Here is a 16,646-nt window from a genome sequence, read left to right on the forward strand (position 1 = left end):
TGAAATCGCACCGTTTTTTCACGCAGCGCATGTTGAGGACATTGCACCTCAGTTACTCATTTTGATTATTTAGCGGAATCACTTACATTTGAGAGCCTGATCATCTGCCTAATGATGTGCTTTTTGGGATTTGTCGTGCGTGTCAGAGGTGTTCATTTTGACATGGTAAAGGCGTGAACATTGAAAACAGAGATAAATGAAACGTAATGTGATGCGTTTTTGCTTGGTTCTCCTGCTGAAGGCTTTTTTAGGAAGTATGGTGTATGCATTCCAGCCAACCGCATCCGTTTCGGCAAAAGATACAGCAATTATCAACGAATGGTACAGCAATGCATCCCATTTGCTGTACAGCAACCTGAGGAAATCGGACGATCTGATTAATAAGGCATGGAAAACGTCTATCGATATAGATTATGAGCAGGGGATTGCAGATGGCTATTATTATACGGGGTGCATATACGAGCGGAAAGGAACGCTAAACATTGCAAAACGATATTTTGAAAGAGCGGTTGCGCTCTATGTTGAAAAGGGGTTTTTCAATAATCTCCCGGATGCTTATCGTCGTTTAGGGATTATTTATATGGACGAAAACAGGCATTATACTGCCTTCGAACATTTCCTGAACGGCTTGCAGGTTGCGGAGGAGGAGGGGAACTTCCTGGGGCAGGTTGAATTGTCCATCGAGCTTGCCAATTACCACAATACCGTTTCAAAAGATTACAAAGAGGCGGTTGCCACACTGGATGGTGCGGAGCGGTTGGCAAAGGAGAAAGATTACCGGGCAACATTGGGGCCGCTCTATCTCCAATACGGCATCGCCTATGCGAAGCAGCGTGACTACCAAACCGCCTTGCGATATAGCAACCTTGCGAAGGGGCAATTTAAGGCCTTTTCGGGACCTGCTGAAAACTGGCAGCTGAAAGTGCTGCTTGTGGAAGGTGGAATTTACAGCAAAACACACGACGATGTCCGATTGGCTGCCATACTGAAACAAGTAGGGGCCGTCGTGGATTCTGTGGGTGACCCACAGCTGCAAATCTCTTACCAGTTGCTACAGGCGACCGAACGATATTTTCTGGGAGATTATGAAAATGTGCTGAAGCTATGTGACGAAGTTAAGAGACAGCTAACGGATCAAGTACAATTGGCAGAAGATTGGCATAACATGCGGTTATTGCAGCTAAAGGCCCTTTATGCGCTGGGTGATATCAACCGTGCGGACATGCTCCTTGATGACTATGAATATGCCAAAGATAGCCTCTATGCAGCGCAATATGTTGGACAGGGGCGGGAAATGAGCGAGAATTACAAATTGGAAAAATTTGAACGTCAAATCAAGGAACAGGAATTGAGGCTGTCCAACACCAGCTATCAGCGATATGGACTCATCGTGGGGATCGTGGTATTACTGACGATCTTGACTATCCTGTACATGCATTTCAGGGAAAAGGATAGACTGGCTCATCGTGTCGCACTTAAAAATGCAGAGATCTCTGTTCAGAATGAGATTTTAAAACAGGCAAATAAGCAAAACGAATTGCTGCTTCGAGAAATACACCATCGGGTTAAAAATAACTTACAGATTATCAGTAGTCTACTTAGTTTGCAGTCTAGGAAAACTTCTAATAAAGAAGTGGTTTCAATGATGCAGGAAAGTAGCAGCCGTATCAATTCCATCGCACTGATTCATACAAAACTTTACCAACAACAGAGTCTTAGCCGTTTGAACATCCAGGAGTATATAGAGCAACTGAGCGTACACCTGTTAAGTGTTTATAATATCGGCAAAAAAGATGTCCGTTTTTTTGTGCAGGCGCAGGATGTTTCGTTGGACATCGATACGGCGATTCCATTGGGATTAATATTAACCGAACTGATGACCAATTCGCTGAAATATGCCTTTGTAAACCGGAACGATGGTGAAATTCATATCGAGGTAAAGCATGAAGGTGCGAAAGATTACGAGTTGATTTTTAAAGACAACGGCGTGGGGATACCGGAGGGTAAATTAACCCAAACTCAGGAAACCCTGGGATTCCGGTTGATTCATTCGTTGACAAGGCAGTTGGCAGGTATCATTCAATATACGTTTGGCGAATTCTCGATGTACAATATCCGCTTCAAGGGACAGGTATGACCTTTGGAAAAACCATGTTCATTATTTCTTTACAAAGGGTTAATCTGAGGCCCTTATTTTTGAGGATTTTATAGCCCATTCATAACTAACGTCATTGATATGAAACGTAGAGATTTTTTCCACCGATCATGGGAATGCGAATCCGGGGCTGTTTGGGGCAACCGCCAGTTTTGAAAAGATTATTGGTTTTAAACACACCAACGAATGGGTCTTGCAGGGAATTGACCGGGACTTTAATGCGAACCAGGTACGTGAGCGCATTGAATATGCACAGGGCTACGCAATCAACGCAGATGAAGCCGTACGGCTGCTGGCCCATTACGTAACCGACTGGGGAGAGGATGGATTGTATAACCCCTTATAAGCTGCCATTTGCAGATTTTGCGGATATCCAGCGGAAATATACGGCAATCGGTTGGGCAGGTACAGGACATTCAGGCGACCACGTGGAAGTCGCTGCCTACGGTGCGGGTGCCGAACTCCTTAAACCGTTTGTGCGCAATACGGACCTCCATTACCTGATGTTGGAAGCCGCTGGGGTAAGACACGGTTAAATCTCGTCGATGCGGACCCAGTCCATGCCGGCAGCAATCGCTCCCTGTACCCCCGGATTGCCATCTTCAAATACCAGGCAATCCCGGGGAGCAACTCCCAGCTGACTGGCAGCACTTAGAAAGGGATCTGGATAGGGCTTGCCCCGTTCGGTATCATCGGCACATACCAATGTTTCAATGGTATCAATCAGTCCGATGGTGGTAAGCGTACGCGTCACCGTCTTCCGGCTGCCGCCGGATACCACGCCAATGCGGACCTGCCCTATATGGTTTTTCAAATGCTGGACGACAAAATCCACGGACTGGGTTCTCGATACGTAATGTTCGAGGAAAATAGCTGATTTTGCAGTGGCAAATTCGTGTGTCGGAACGTGGGTTCCATATCGTTTATTGATTTCTTCAGCAATCAGTACCGTTGGCCAACCTGCCAGCTCATCGATGATAGCCGTATCCAGATCGATGCCGTATTGGGCTGCCGCGTGCCGGTATGCCGCCTTGTGCATCGGCATATTATCCGCCAGGGTACCGTCGCAATCATATAGGTATGCCCCGTAATTCTTTTGGTGGCTGATCTGAGTCAGTATTTCCAGTTTGTTGTGTGCCAAGGTGTCTGTTGTCATTTGCTTAATTTTCTTCGTTTTTTTTCTTTGGTAATGAGTGAGAGCTCGCGCCCGGTCTGTCCGGCTACTGAGGTGTTTTCTTGCGCCCTGCGGAATAGGTATGGCATCACGGCCTTTACCGGTCCAAAGGGCATGTATTTTGCAACCTGATATCCTGCTTCGGCCAGGTTGAAGCTAAGGTTATCACTCATGCCCAATAGCTGTGCAAAATGGATATTCGGATGATTGCGGGACAACTGTCGGTTGTCTATTTCTTCGGCCAGCAGCCGGCAACTGGACTCATTGTGCGTTCCGGCCATCATGCCGATCCGATTGATACGGTCCAGGCAAAAACGGACCGCAAGGTTATAATCCCGGTCAGTTGCTTCTTTGTTGGGCTGGATGGGCGAGATATAGCCCCGCGCTTCGGCTCTTTCCCGTTCAATTTCCATGTATGCTCCCCGCACCAACTTGGCTCCCAGAAAGAAACCATCGGTCTCGGCCAGGTAATAATCAGCCTGGAGGGATGCCAGTTTATCCGTGCGGTAAAGCTGGTAGGTGTTGTACACCACGGGAGCGGCGCGGTTATACGCACGCATCATATCCCGGGCTATATCGTCAATTGCGTCCTGTATCCAGGAATGTTCCGCGTCGATCAATACACGGATGTTGCCGTTGTGGCAGGCCTTGCATATGCGATCGATACGGTGTTTAATGCGAATGTATTCCTGCTCTTCGTTCTTGCTGAGTGGAATTTTGGCATTAACCTTTTCAAATAGCGCAAAGCGGCCCAGACCCGTGGGCTTGAATACGGAAAAAGATATGTGGGGGTTACGTTGAGCGTATTCGATGGTGCGAAGTATTTCGTTACAGGTTTCATCAAAAACAGGTTCGGCATCTTCGCCTTCCACCGAATAGTCAAGAATGGTTTCTACGCGTTGATCTGCCAACCGGTTGACGGCGGTAACACAACCCTCAATGGTTTCGCCGCCACAGAAATGGTTAAAAATCGTATTGCGGATCAGGCCGGTGATAGGCAAACCGATGTGTAAGGCAAAATTGGTGATGGGCGGACCCACCTTCGTCAGCAAGTTGCTGCCGATGATTTTGAACAACCAGTAGGCTTTGTCCAGGTCGCGGTTGCTTTTTCCCCTGAACGCGATTTCTGTATTTTCAAACGAGAGTGAACCTCGTTGCTCCGTTTGTTGGGCCATGGATGTGTGCAATTACGGGGGCGAAATTACGGATACTTGGTAATCTTTACAAGTTTGTTTAAAACACAGCTGAGCCTGCCGATATTTTTATTTGTATCCGAAAGAAATAATTTATGTATCTTTGTGCACTCAAAGCATAACATGAGTGACGCTATCAAACACGAGTGCGGTATCGCACTGATTCGCCTGTTAAAACCCCTTTCATATTATCAGGAAAAATACGGTACGGTCTTATACGGCATTAATAAGCTGTATCTGTTGATGGAAAAACAACACAACCGTGGGCAGGATGGAGCCGGAATTGCCACCATCAAGCTTGACGTAAAGCCCGGTAACCGTTACATCAGCCGGTACCGTTCCATGGCTCCCAATGCGGTTGCCGATATCTTCGAGTATGTCCAGAAGAAATTTGCTACGGTGCAGCGCGCTTATCCGGATCGGTTTACCGATAGCCAATGGCTGAAAGATAACGTGAGCTTTACGGGGGAGGTACTTATGGGACATCTGCGTTATGGTACCCACGGAAAAAACAGCATAGAAAGCTGCCACCCTTTCCTGCGCCAGAATAACTGGATGACACGAAACCTGGTTATTGCGGGTAATTTCAATATGACCAATGTGGATGAGCTGCTTGAACAGTTGTATGAATTAGGGCAGCATCCCAAGGAAAAAGCAGATACCGTAACTGTATTAGAGAAAATCGGTCATTTTCTCGATGCGGAGAACCAGGAACTATTTGATCGGTTTAAACAAAAGGGATACAGCAATGTCGAGATCAGTACCTTGATTGCCGAGCACCTTGATGTGGCGCGGATCCTGCGAAAATCGGCTAAGACATGGGATGGCGGATACACCATCAGCGGAATATTCGGTCATGGCGATGCCTTTGTGATGCGCGACCCGGCGGGTATCCGGCCTGCCTACTATTACGTAAACGATGAGATGCTTGTTGTGGCTTCCGAACGGCCAGCCATTCAAACGGCTTTCAATGTCAAGTTTGAGGAGATCAACGAGATTAAACCCGGCTACGCGTTGATCGCGAAAAAAGACGGTGCAATTACGGAAGAGATGTTTAGGGAACCGGTGGAGAAGAAATCGTGTTCATTTGAGCGGATTTACTTCTCACGGGGAAGCGACGCGGCTATTTATCAGGAACGCAAACATTTGGGGCGTTTATTGTGCCCGCAGATACTGGAAGCGATCAACCACGATATCAATAACACAGTTTTCTCCTACATTCCGAATACAGCAGAAGTCGCATTCTATGGGTTGGAAGAAGGGATTAATGATTACGTCCGTAAGCTACAGAAGGATACGCTTCTTAATCGGGCCGATAAAATATCGGATGAGGAGCTGAATAAGATGCTCAGCATCAACCCGAGATTTGAGAAGCTCAATATCAAGGATGCCAAGCTGCGGACTTTCATTACACAGGATGCGGACCGGCAGGACATGGTACAACACGTATACGATACGACTTATGGGATCGTGAGAGACCATCAGGATACCATCGTAGCCGTAGATGATTCCATTGTACGGGGTACTACGCTTAAGCAAAGTATTCTCACCATTCTTGACCGTCTTAACCCAAAGAAAATCATCATTGTATCTTCAGCACCCCAGATCCGCTATCCAGATTGCTATGGTATTGATATGTCACGGCTGGGAGAGTTTGTCGCATTTGAAGCGGCGGTCTCTCTCCTTTACAAAAGAGGAATGGGTGAAATCGTCGAAAGCGTTTACAATCGGTGTGTAGCTTCACTGGACCTACCTAAAGATACTGTCCAAAACTACGTGAAAGCCATTTATGAGCCATTTACGGATGAGGAGATTTCCAGGGAAATTGCCGGTATCATCCGGGGTACGCATATCCGGGCGGAAGTCGAAGTAATTTACCAAAAGCTGGAGAACCTCCATATAGCCTGTCCGGACCATAAGGGTGATTGGTATTTCTCCGGGGACTATCCCACACCGGGAGGTAACCGGGTCGTCAACCGTGCGTACATGAACTGGGTAGAGGGAAAGAACGTCAGAGCATATTTCAGTGCGTAATGGTGGCCGGGTGAACGATGTGGTGGGGGGCGGATTTCAGCTGGCGGCTGAGAACTACATACCGAATAATTCCCTGATTTTCCGTTCGTCTATGGCCATTTGATCCGTCATTTCTTGCATGGACTCAAACCATTGATCATGCCGGATAAAATGGAGAAAATCGATGCAGAGAGTCTTTCCATAGATGTCTGAATGGAAATCGAAAAGGTGTACTTCGATACTTCTGCTGACACCGTCTACGGTTGGCCGGGTACCGATGTAGCCCATGCCTTTTACCACCTGTTCGGGAGGATTTGGGCGGTATACGCCGGTATCGATGCTTGCAAGGTCGACAATGGCAGCCTCTACTGCATAAATGCCATAAGCCGGTATGAGCTTGTGGCTTTCCAGCACCTGTAGATTGGCAGTGGGATAGCCGATTTGGCGTCCCAACTGATTGCCACGCACAACTTTTCCGGTCAGCTGAAAGGGGTGCCCCAAGTAGCTGTTTGCCGTCGTAATGTCGCCTTTAATCAATGCTTCCCGGATTTTGGTTGACGAAACGGCAACATCGTTGATGTCCTGCTCGGGAATCTGTTCCACCGAATATCCGTAGATTTCTGCATGATCGAGGAGATCTTTGAGCGACCCGCTCCGGTCTTTTCCAAAGCGATGATCGTAGCCGATGACAATTTTTTTTGTACCGATTTTACCTACAAGCACATCGCGGATGTACGCTTCCGGCGATTGATTGGAAAAATCGCGGGTAAAAGGTGTAATAATGAGGTGGTCAATACCTGCATCGGCAAGCAATTGTACTTTTTCTTCGATATCACTGATGAGCCGCAAGCTGTCGTCTTCGGGATGAAGGATCATCCGTGGGTGAGGAAAGAAGGTAAGCAATACGGTTTCACCACCGATTTCCTTTGCACATTCCTTGAGCGTACTCAGTATCTTCTGATGACCTACATGCACGCCGTCAAACGTACCGATGGTTACCACCGCGTTGTCCAGTGGAATGAAATCCTCAAGGTTTCTATATATCTTCATGTGATGATGCAAAGGTAAAATCCTTGATACAGTTCACCAAATCTGTCACTTGCCAGGCGTCTTCTACACGGAAATCACCGCTTTTCGTCCGTCGTAGTTGGCTCAGATAGGCACCATTGTTCATCGCTTTGCCGAAATCATGTGCCAACGATCGGATATACGTGCCTTTGCTGCATACTACCCGAAAGTCTACATCCGGCAAGGAAATGCCTGTTATTTCAAATTCCCGGATGTGTACGCGCCGGGGTTTGACGTCGACCGATTCACCGCGCCGTGCTTTTTCATATACCCGTTCACCGTCTATTTTGACCGCTGAATGGGCTGGAGGAACTTGCTCGATTTCACCCAGGAAGGAGATGGCGGTTTCCCGGATTTGCTTTTCATGAATGGCCGACCAATCGAACCGTTGATCGATCTCCTGTTCAAGGTCATAAGACGGTGTGGTAGCCCCTAGGGTAATGGTGCCTGTGTATTCTTTTTCCTCAGCCTGAAATTCATCGATACGTTTCGTGAATTTTCCGGTACAGACAACCAGTAACCCTGTAGCCAGTGGATCTAGCGTGCCTGCATGCCCGACTTTTACTTTTAGCGGTTTGATTGCATTACGGACTTTCCGTACTACATCGAAACTGGTCCAGCGGATCGGTTTATCGACCAGGATTACTTCGCCTTCGGCAAAGTTAAATTTGCGGCGTATTCCCGATGTCTCCATTACAGAATCTGCAAACTGTGGCCACTCATTAGCATGATCAAGATGACCCCACCCACGATGATGCGGTACCACCCAAACGCTTTGAAACCATATTTAGATACGACGCCTATGAACGATTTGATGGCAATGATGGCTACGATAAATCCAATTACATTCCCAATGATGAGCTGGTTTATTTCGATTGTGCTCAATCCATTACCATCGTCAAAATATCCTTTTAGTTTAAGTAATGTGGCGCCAAACATCATGGGTACGGCCAGAAAGAAGGAAAATTCAGCAGCAGCTTTCCGGGTCAGGTTTTGCGTCATGCCCCCCACAATGGTGCTAGCTGACCGCGATGTGCCCGGTATCAAGGCCAGGCACTGAAAGAAGCCTATTTTCAATGCCTGCCAATATGAAATATCGTCTGAGTCATCAATGCTCGGGCGGTTGAACCACCTGTCGACAAACAGCAGTACGACACCTCCCAACACCAATGTGATGCCAACTACGAGTGGGCTTTCAAGCAATCCATCGATTTCATCGCTGAATAAAACGCCGAAAATGGATGCAGGAATGGCCGCCAACACCAGTTTGTAGTAAAAGGAGAGGGAACGGAGAAACCGGCGGTAATACAGCACCAACACAGATAAGATGGTTCCCAATTGGATGGCAATGGTAAACAGTTTGACAAATGGCGTAGGGGATACCCCCATCAGGGCGGTGGCAATAATCATGTGGCCAGTCGATGAAACCGGCAAAAATTCCGTGAGGCCTTCTACGATGGCCAGCACAATCACTTCGAATAACGTCATTAACTTTTACCGGAATTTTTAGGTTTTATCAAAATGGATACGACACCCAATGCAAAGCCGATGACCACTACAAGGGGAGCCAGGGTGATTTTGGTAAAACTATAGATGTCTTCCGTACCCATCATCAAAATAAATCCGAGGGCGACCACCCCGATGCTCAGTAAAAAGAACTGGTAATTCCGCTTACCAAACACCAAGGATGTATTTTGTTCCTGCTGTTTCTTTTTATATAGTGACATAAGCTATAATTATCGATACAATTCGTTTGATTTCAGCCGTAGGTATTTGCCGACTGCAAAATACGTGCTCAATCCAGAAATCAGAATACCTAACAGGGCTACAATCACAAAGATGGCGATAAATTCAAACCAATTACGAAGGAAGACCAATTCGGGAATTTCCCGTTGCCCGAGGTGCAACGTGAGCAGTAGCAGCAGGATGGCAATCAAGGCACCCAACAGGCCATGTAAGATGCCATACCCCAAAAACGGTCGCCTGATAAAACCCTTTGTCGCGCCCACCATCTGCATACTTTTGATCAGGAAGCGCTGCGAATAAATGGCCAGGCGGATGGTGTTGTTGATGAGTGCCACGGCAATGACCAGTAGCAGGGCGGTAAACGCTAGGATAACAATCCCAATGGTGCGTATGTTCTTGTTTACCATATCAATGAGCGACTCCTGGTATACTACTTCTTTAACCATTTCATTGGCAGATACCTTTTTTATAAACGTCTCAATGCTATCAGTGTTTGCATAGTCAGCTTTCAGGTAGATGTCAATGGAAGAGAGCAACGGGTTGTGTCCGAGAAAATCAACAAAATCTTCGCCAAGTTCTTCTGAAAGATTCTTGGCAGCGAGTTCCTTGCTGATGTATTCCGAGCGCAGCACATAGGGATCAGACTCCAGTTGTTTCTGGTAGGCGAGTACATTCCCTTCGGTCACCCCCTCCTTCATGATGATGTTGAGCACGATATTTTCCTTGACATAGTCAGACAGGTTTTTGGCGTGCACAAGCAGCAACCCTAATAATCCCGTCATCAGCAGCACCAGCGCGATGCTGATGACGGTGGATATATAAACAGATTTTGTCTTTTTCGCGGACGTACTTACTTCGTATACTTCCATTTGCCGGATATTAACGTTGCGAAAGTAGTGAATTGCGCTGACAAATTAAAAAATATGCCCCGGTTTATTGCCAGCCGCCGCCCAGCGCTTTGTACAGTGATAATTTGGTAACAGCTTTTTCCCGATGTGTTTTTATGAGGTTTATTTCTGCATCGAGTACATTTCGCTGCGCTGTAATGACATCCAGATAGGTTGCCCGCCCGGCTCTAAATAGTTCATTGGCTGCATACACAGCCTTACGGAGGGCTTCTACTTCCTGAATATTGTGTATACTCCGCTGGTTGAGATAATCCTGAGCTTTCAAATTTGTTTGCACTTCTTTCCAGGCATTTAAGACTGTCTTTTCATAGTCTTGAAAAGCCATTCCATACGCTGCTTTTGCAGCTTCATAGGCCGAGCGGATGCCGCGCTGATTAACTATCGGGGCAGTTAGTCCGCCCAATAAGCCGTAAGCAACGGAAGTGGGAGCCATGATGAGTTTGCTGATGTCAAACGCCTGGAATCCCACATAAGGGGAGAGCACCAGTGCCGGCATAAATGCGGCCTTTGAGGCCGCTTGGTCCGCCTGGGAAGCAAGCAATTCCAAGTGCGCCTGTCGCACATCGGGGCGGAGTGCTACCAATTGCGGTGTTACACCTGTTGCCAGGGGTTCCGTGAACAAGTTGGTCATCCAACCTGCGGTGTCCCTGCTGATTTGTCCATCGAAACGACCCAATAAAAAATTGAGGTGATTTTCCGTTGCGGAGATTTGCTGGAGCACTTCCTGTTCCTTTCCTTTTGATTGATGAACCACCGCATTGAACTGCTGTATGCCCAATTCATCGGCCCTGCCGGCTTCTTTTTGTACACGAATGATTTCCAACGCATCTTCCTGTAACCCGATGTTTTTCCGCAGAATGGCAAGCTCATTGTCTAATGCCAGTAACTCGTAATAAGCCAAAACTACCTCTTCTATCAGAGAAGTTTGCACGAGTTTCCGGCCTTCATAAGAGGCGAGGAATCGCTGGTAAGCAGCCTGTTTCTGCCTTTTTAGTTTTCCCCATAGATCAATTTCCCACGAGGTGCGTAGCCCAATGAAGTAGTCAGGCAATGGGTCGGGCAGTTTTTCGTCTTCATTGAGGTTTTCCGAAAAATTGGTGTCATAGTTACCAATCCCATCCGGGGTATAAAAACCATATTTCCGTAAGCCCGCTTCGGCCAATGCGTCTACCGATGGAAACATACCGGCCTTTCGGAGTCTTAAATTTGCCCGTGCGATTTCTACCTGCCGGAGTGCGTTCTCCATATCGGGATTGTTGGACAGCGCCGTATCGATCAGGCGAACCAGGTTGGGATCGTTGAAGAAATTACGCCAGCTAACATGGGCGATGCTGGCCGTATCCGTCCCGGTTGTATCTGCGCTGCCCTGGTAGGCAGCAGGTAGTTCACGGTGTTGATGGTCAGGCAATGCCTTATGAGAAGAACAACCCGATGAGAATGCCAAGCAACCGACCACGAGCAGGCTTGCCGCACCCGTTTTTATTTTCTTTTTCTTGTTCGATGCAAAAAGCACATAGAGCCCGGGGATGACGATCACGCCGATGAGCGTGCCGATGATCATGCCACCGACCGCTGTGGTGCCGATGGACCGGTTGCCCAGCGCCCCCGCACCGGAAGCCATGGCTAACGGGATTAGTCCGGCTATGAATGCAAAAGACGTCATTAATATCGGGCGTAAACGAGCAACCGAGCCTTCAATAGCCGCCTGCAACTGCGTAGCTCCCTGTTTACGGCGTAAAATGGCATACTCCACAATGAGAATCGCATTTTTGCCCAATAAGCCAATAAGCATTACGAGGGCCACCTGCGCATAGATGTTGTTTTCCAGCCCCAGGAGCTTGAGGAAAAGAAATGCACCGAATACACCCGCAGGTAAAGACAGGATTACGGGCAACGGCAGCAAGAAGCTTTCGTATTGCGCGGCGAGGATAAGGTATACGAACAACAGGCATAAGGCAAATATGTAAATGGCCTGGTTACCCGAGAGAATTTGCTCACGCGTCATTCCTGACCATTCGATGCCATACCCTTGGGGAAGTATTTCCGCTGCCACCCTTTCTACGGCATCGATGACCTGACCGCTGCTATAGCCGGACGCTGCGTCGCCACTGATGAGCGCTGAACTGAACATGTTGTAGCGTGTTACCTGCTCAGGACCATATACGCGGTTCATCGTTACGAACACCGAATAGGGAACCATTTCACCGCTGTCGTTTTTTACATACAGTTTGAGTACATCTTCCGGTTTTTCGCGGTACCCCGGCCCCGCCTGAACCATTACCTTATACATCTGACCAAACCGGATGAAATTTGTGGCATAGAAACTGCCCATCAACGTCTGCAAGGTGAGCATCGCATTTTCTACACTGACTCCTTTCTTGGCCGCCATATCGTAGTCTACCTCAATGAGATACTGCGGAAAGCGTGGGTCAAACGTTGAAAACGTATCTCCCACTTCCGGGGTTTCCTCCAGTGCATTCATGAAATCAGCAAGTACGTCTGCTGTGCGCTCCAGATTATCCGTGCCTGTACGATCGAGCAAACGAAGCTCAAAGCCACTGGAGTTACCAAATCCCGGTACGGTAGGCGGGGGGAAATATTCGATGCTTGCATCCATCAGGTGTGCGGTACTATCCTGTAACCATGCGATGACATCGGAGACAGACTCCTCGCGGTCCTCCCAAGCCTTCAGGTTGATCATGCCCATGCCGTAAGAAGCGCCGCTCACTTCGGTAACGATGCTGTATCCCGCTAATGTCGAGACCGTTTCTACCGCTTCGTGACATCGGCTGATGGAGTCGATCTGATTGAGCACGGCTACGGTACGGTCGACAGTCGCGCCGGGTGGAGTGGTTACATTGACGTAGATCATTCCCTGATCTTCGGTGGGGATAAAGCCGGAAGGCAGAATGCTGTTAATCCCCCATGTAGCGACGAAAAATGCGGCCAGTAGGCCCAGCGTTAGTACCCGCCTGCCGGCTATCTTACCCACCAAGCCCGCGTAGCGCGAAGAAACGCGGTTATACCAGCTATTAAATCGTTTGAAGAACGAGGCAAGCCAACCTTTGGGAGCGGGTTTTTCATGCGGTGATTTTAGCATAAGGGCACAGAGAGCGGGTGTCAGTGTCAGTGCATTGATTCCGGAGATCACGATGGATGCCGCCAAGGTGAGTGAGAATTGCCGATAAAAGATGCCAACGGGCCCCGAAAGAAATGCAACCGGGATAAATACCGCGGACATAACTAGCGTGATGGCCATGACGGCACCACCGATTTCCTTCATCGCCGCTAAAGTAGCTTCCAAAGGGGGGAGGTGCTCCTCCTCCATCTTGACATGCACCGCCTCGACGACGACAATGGCATTGTCTACCACGATCCCGATTGCCAATACCAGCGCAAAGAGTGTGAGTAAGTTAATCGAAAATCCAAGCAACTGCATGAAAAAGAGTGCCCCGATGAGACATACCGGTACGGCCAACGCAGGGATCAATGTGGACCGGAAGTCCTGCAGAAAAATAAATACGACAAGGAAGACCAGCAGGAACGCTTCAACCAACGTACGGACCACCTCACTGATTGATGCGTCGAGAAAACGCGATACATCGTAGCTGACAGTATATTTCATGCCGGGAGGGAAGGAGGTCTCCTGCAATTCAGCCATGCGTTGTTTAACGTTTTCAATAACTTCCTGCGCATTGGATCCGGGCAGTTGCTTCATCATGATGGAGGCGGATGGCCGTCCGTCGGTGCGGGATTCCATTTCGTAATCCAGTGAACCGAATTCTACGTCTGCGATGTCCCTGATACGCAGGATGGAACCATCGGCATTGGCGCGGATGGGTACATTACGGTATTGATCCGGCTCGGAGAACTTGCCGGGATATCGCAGTACGTATTGCTGCATGTTTACCCGTTGATCGGATCCGATACCCGTTTGGCCGGGAGCCGCTTCTACGTTTTGCGCCCGCAATGCCGCGATGACTTCCTCGCTGGAGATGTCATAGGCGGCCATCCGGTCGGGCTTGAGCCATACGCGCATGGCATAGTCGCGAGCACCCATGATCTGGGCGAATCCCACCCCTTCGATACGTTTCAGCTCCTTGAGGATGTTGATGTCGGTAAAGTTATAGATAAAGCGTTCATCCGCTGTGGGATCATCGCTGAATACATTGAGGTACATCAGCATGCTGTTGACCTCTTTTTCGGTTGTTACCCCTGCTTTAATGACCTCTTCCGGCAATTCATCGAGCACGGTGGTTACGCGGTTCTGCACGTTGACCGCGGCCACATCCGGGTCCGTACCTACATTGAAAAATACCTGAATCAGTGTAGTACCATTATTAGTGGACACGGATGTCATGTAAGTCATTCCGGCCACGCCATTGATGGCACGTTCAAGCGGTATGGCCACAGCGTCCGTACATACCTCGGCGTTCGCACCCGTATAGTTTGCCGTGACTACGACAGATGGCGGCACAATGTCTGGAAACTGGGTGACGGGCAGGGTAAATAACGAGAGTAAGCCGAGTAGCGTAATCAGTAACGATATGACCAGCGACAATACGGGTCTTTTGATGAATGTTTCGAGCATATGGATTGATTCTTGAGTACGTGAGTCTGAAGATAGCGTTATTGCGTTCCGTTGACAGCCAGTTGATAATTGGCCAAAGCGGTCATCTTTGGCGAAATGGTCATGCCATCCTTGAGATTTTGCACTCCCTCAAACACAATGGTATCACGGGCGCTCAACCCGTCCTCAACGAGGTAATAATGCCCTACACGCGGTCCGGCCCGAAAAGGAGTCATTGCAAGGGTATTGCCTCCCACCACTTTATAAACATAGGTACGGTCCTGGATTTCAAAGACAGATTTTTGATGGACAACTAAGTTTTCACCGTGTTGCATCGGTACGCTTATTTTACCCGATGCACCGTGTTTGATCAGTCCATCGGGATTTGGAAAGAGTGCACGTAGCGAAATGGTTCCGGTTGTTTTTTCAAATTCATTCTCTGCAAATTCAGCTACGCCGGTGTGAGGGTAGGAGGTTCCGTTGGCGAGTGTCAATGTCACCGGTAAATTAACGTCGACCGTGCGTGTGCCGTTATCGGTCACAATACTCAGATATTCCTGTTCTGAGATATCGAAATACGCATAGACTTGACGTAAATCCGAAATCGAAGTCAACAAGGTGCCCTCATCCAATAAGCTTCCCTCTTTCAGCGGAATGCGGTCTATCTTGCCCGCAAACGGTGCCCGGACCAGTGTGTAAGCTAACTGTGTTTTGGCATGCTGTAACAATGATTTGGCTTCCTTAATCTTGGATTCGGCGGCGGCCAATTTGGCGGTAGCCACTTCCAGATCTGTTTCCGACACGATATTCTTGTCTACCAGCAGCTTCGTCCGGTTCACTTCCAGGGCCAACGTCTTCGCATCGGCAATGGCACTTTCAAGGACGGCCTCGCTCCGGGCAACTTCAGCGGCATATTCGGTGTCATTCAGCTTAAAGAGGGGTTGCCCCTGAGAGACTTCGCTGCCCTCATCCACATAGATCTGATCAAGAAATCCAGCGAGTCTACTGCGTATTTCGACGTTCTTAAATGCGATGATATTGGCTATGTAATCTTGGTATATGGTCGTATCCAAGACGCTGACTTCGGCGACGGGTGTTGCCGGAGGCGGCTGCGGATCATTCGACTGACTGCCATCGGCCGCACATCCGCTCAATAGTCCGACGAGTAAACTTGGGGTAATAAGTTTTTGAATCAATATGGTTTTACTATTCATGATATTTTTAATTTATTTCAACATAAAGCCGTGTTCGGGAGGGGGGTCCGAGCATATGCCGCGCAGACCCACCATGGTCTTGTCAAAGCCATCGATGGTTGGCAGCTATTTCTCCCACAATACAATCAGGTTAACTCACGTTGATTGTGGTAACCTGCTGATTGGGAATGCTTAAAAAGGTTTTAATCGAAATAGGAAGGTATAATAGCCGATGAGGCATGAAATCTTTGAGTTAAGCCCCGAACGAACCAACTGATTAAATGTATCAAAGGATGGTAGCGGACTTAGCTCAAGGTTATTTCGCTTTGGAGGTGATATGGAGATCCATTTAGCGGACGCGGGCCGGTAGTCGTCGTGTTGGAGATCTTCCTGTTGGTTTTCTTCTCCGGAGCAAGGGATGTCAAATACATCTTCAAGGATGACTTCTACGATAGGTGTACCGTCGATAATTTGGCAAGAATCATCGCCATGTACATGCCCATCCTGATGAAAGATCGTGTTGATGTAAGCAATTAAAAAAAGAAAATACAGCAATCTCGTCAACATAATCGGCCGCGAAAATAGTCAATTTATAAGGATCGTTATAAATTATCTCTTTTTTGTTA

14 protein-coding genes are annotated in these 16,646 nt (G+C 48.2%); 4 read left to right on the top strand and 10 right to left on the bottom strand.

The window, feature by feature from the left end; translation table 11 throughout:
- The first annotated feature begins 196 nt into the window (after positions 1-196).
- From IEX60_RS16440 to IEX60_RS16450, 3 genes are all read left to right on the top strand, one after another.
- Entirely contained in the window at positions 197-2,137 is a 1,941-nt protein-coding gene (locus IEX60_RS16440) for a tetratricopeptide repeat-containing sensor histidine kinase (RefSeq protein WP_188752494.1), read from the top strand.
- A gap of 211 nt (positions 2,138-2,348) precedes the next feature.
- The gene (locus tag IEX60_RS16445) at positions 2,349-2,501 is read left to right on the top strand and encodes a hypothetical protein (RefSeq protein WP_188752495.1); all 153 of its coding nucleotides are present in this window, start codon (positions 2,349-2,351) and stop codon (positions 2,499-2,501) included.
- Positions 2,479-2,691: an alkaline phosphatase gene (locus tag IEX60_RS16450; protein ID WP_188752496.1), complete on the top strand. Its 213-nt coding sequence runs from the start codon at positions 2,479-2,481 to the stop codon at positions 2,689-2,691. Before IEX60_RS16445 ends, IEX60_RS16450 begins: the two co-directional genes overlap by 23 nt.
- Here the strand turns inward: IEX60_RS16450 and IEX60_RS16455 are convergent.
- Together IEX60_RS16455 and IEX60_RS16460 are read right to left on the bottom strand one after the other, a co-directional pair.
- Positions 2,688-3,311 carry an HAD family hydrolase gene (locus IEX60_RS16455; protein ID WP_188752497.1) on the bottom strand — a complete coding sequence of 208 codons (624 nt, stop codon included), beginning with the start codon at positions 3,309-3,311 and terminating at the stop codon, positions 2,688-2,690. The two genes, IEX60_RS16450 and IEX60_RS16455, sit on opposite strands and share 4 nt — an antisense overlap.
- A complete protein-coding gene (locus tag IEX60_RS16460; RefSeq protein ID WP_188752498.1) occupies positions 3,308-4,504 on the bottom strand; it encodes a proline dehydrogenase family protein in 1,197 nt (398 codons plus the stop codon). Before IEX60_RS16460 ends, IEX60_RS16455 begins: the two co-directional genes overlap by 4 nt.
- 141 nt (positions 4,505-4,645) lie before the next feature.
- Here IEX60_RS16460 and IEX60_RS16465 point away from each other — a divergent pair, with 141 nt between their 5' ends.
- The gene (locus IEX60_RS16465; RefSeq protein ID WP_188752499.1) at positions 4,646-6,556 is read left to right on the top strand and encodes an amidophosphoribosyltransferase; all 1,911 of its coding nucleotides are present in this window, start codon (positions 4,646-4,648) and stop codon (positions 6,554-6,556) included.
- Between the two features lie 54 nt (positions 6,557-6,610).
- Here the strand turns inward: IEX60_RS16465 and IEX60_RS16470 are convergent, their stop codons facing one another.
- The 8 genes from IEX60_RS16470 to IEX60_RS16505 form a co-directional block, all read right to left on the bottom strand.
- Complete coding sequence (locus IEX60_RS16470) at positions 6,611-7,585, bottom strand: bifunctional riboflavin kinase/FAD synthetase (protein WP_188752500.1); 975 nt, start codon at positions 7,583-7,585, stop codon at positions 6,611-6,613.
- Positions 7,572-8,297, bottom strand: coding sequence for a tRNA pseudouridine(55) synthase TruB (gene truB, locus IEX60_RS16475; RefSeq protein ID WP_188752501.1), 726 nt, complete (start codon positions 8,295-8,297; stop codon positions 7,572-7,574). Before truB ends, IEX60_RS16470 begins: the two co-directional genes overlap by 14 nt.
- Entirely contained in the window at positions 8,297-9,091 is a 795-nt protein-coding gene (locus IEX60_RS16480) for an undecaprenyl-diphosphate phosphatase (protein WP_188752502.1), read from the bottom strand. Before IEX60_RS16480 ends, truB begins: the two co-directional genes overlap by 1 nt.
- Entirely contained in the window at positions 9,091-9,330 is a 240-nt protein-coding gene (locus IEX60_RS16485) for a DUF3098 domain-containing protein (protein WP_188752503.1), read from the bottom strand. The genes IEX60_RS16480 and IEX60_RS16485 overlap by 1 nt, the downstream gene beginning before the upstream one ends.
- Before the next feature lie 9 nt (positions 9,331-9,339).
- Complete coding sequence (locus IEX60_RS16490; protein ID WP_188752504.1) at positions 9,340-10,218, bottom strand: cell division protein FtsX; 879 nt, start codon at positions 10,216-10,218, stop codon at positions 9,340-9,342.
- A gap of 64 nt (positions 10,219-10,282) precedes the next feature.
- Positions 10,283-14,848 (bottom strand): efflux RND transporter permease subunit, encoded by a 4,566-nt coding sequence (locus tag IEX60_RS16495; protein WP_188752505.1) that lies wholly within the window; start codon positions 14,846-14,848, stop codon positions 10,283-10,285.
- A 38-nt stretch (positions 14,849-14,886) separates the two neighbouring features.
- Positions 14,887-16,041: an efflux RND transporter periplasmic adaptor subunit gene (locus tag IEX60_RS16500; RefSeq protein ID WP_188752506.1), complete on the bottom strand. Its 1,155-nt coding sequence runs from the start codon at positions 16,039-16,041 to the stop codon at positions 14,887-14,889.
- 171 nt (positions 16,042-16,212) lie between these two features.
- A complete protein-coding gene (locus IEX60_RS16505) occupies positions 16,213-16,587 on the bottom strand; it encodes a hypothetical protein (protein ID WP_188752507.1) in 375 nt (124 codons plus the stop codon).
- Positions 16,588-16,646: the final 59 nt, after the last annotated feature.

Origin of the sequence: Parapedobacter defluvii (assembly GCF_014642075.1) — a bacterium.
Lineage (GTDB): Bacteria > Bacteroidota > Bacteroidia > Sphingobacteriales > Sphingobacteriaceae > Parapedobacter > Parapedobacter defluvii.